At 53.9% G+C, this 692-nt stretch carries 1 protein-coding gene; it reads left to right on the forward strand.

Annotated elements, in window-relative coordinates; genetic code table 11:
- A partial coding sequence (locus ACYVAN_RS23210) for an IS6-like element IS26 family transposase (RefSeq protein ID WP_130574349.1) occupies positions 1-692 on the forward strand: 692 nt, incomplete at both ends.

A 692-nucleotide genomic window follows, 5' to 3' on the forward strand; every position in this document is an offset into this window, starting at 1 on the left:
TGAACCCATTCAAAGGCCGGCATTTTCAGCGTGACATCATTCTGTGGGCCGTACGCTGGTACTGCAAATACGGCATCAGTTACCGTGAGCTGCAGGAGATGCTGGCTGAACGCGGAGTGAATGTCGATCACTCCACGATTTACCGCTGGGTTCAGCGTTATGCGCCTGAAATGGAAAAACGGCTGCGCTGGTACTGGCGTAACCCTTCCGATCTTTGCCCGTGGCACATGGATGAAACCTACGTGAAGGTCAATGGCCGCTGGGCGTATCTGTACCGGGCCGTCGACAGCCGGGGCCGCACTGTCGATTTTTATCTCTCCTCCCGTCGTAACAGCAAAGCTGCATACCGGTTTCTGGGTAAAATCCTCAACAACGTGAAGAAGTGGCAGATCCCGCGATTCATCAACACGGATAAAGCGCCCGCCTATGGTCGCGCGCTTGCTCTGCTCAAACGCGAAGGCCGGTGCCCGTCTGACGTTGAACACCGACAGATTAAGTACCGGAACAACGTGATTGAATGCGATCATGGCAAACTGAAACGGATAATCGGCGCCACGCTGGGATTTAAATCCATGAAGACGGCTTACGCCACCATCAAAGGTATTGAGGTGATGCGTGCACTACGCAAAGGCCAGGCCTCAGCATTTTATTATGGTGATCCCCTGGGCGAAATGCGCCTGGTAAGCAGAGTT

This window comes from Parasphingorhabdus pacifica (genome assembly GCF_054779195.1).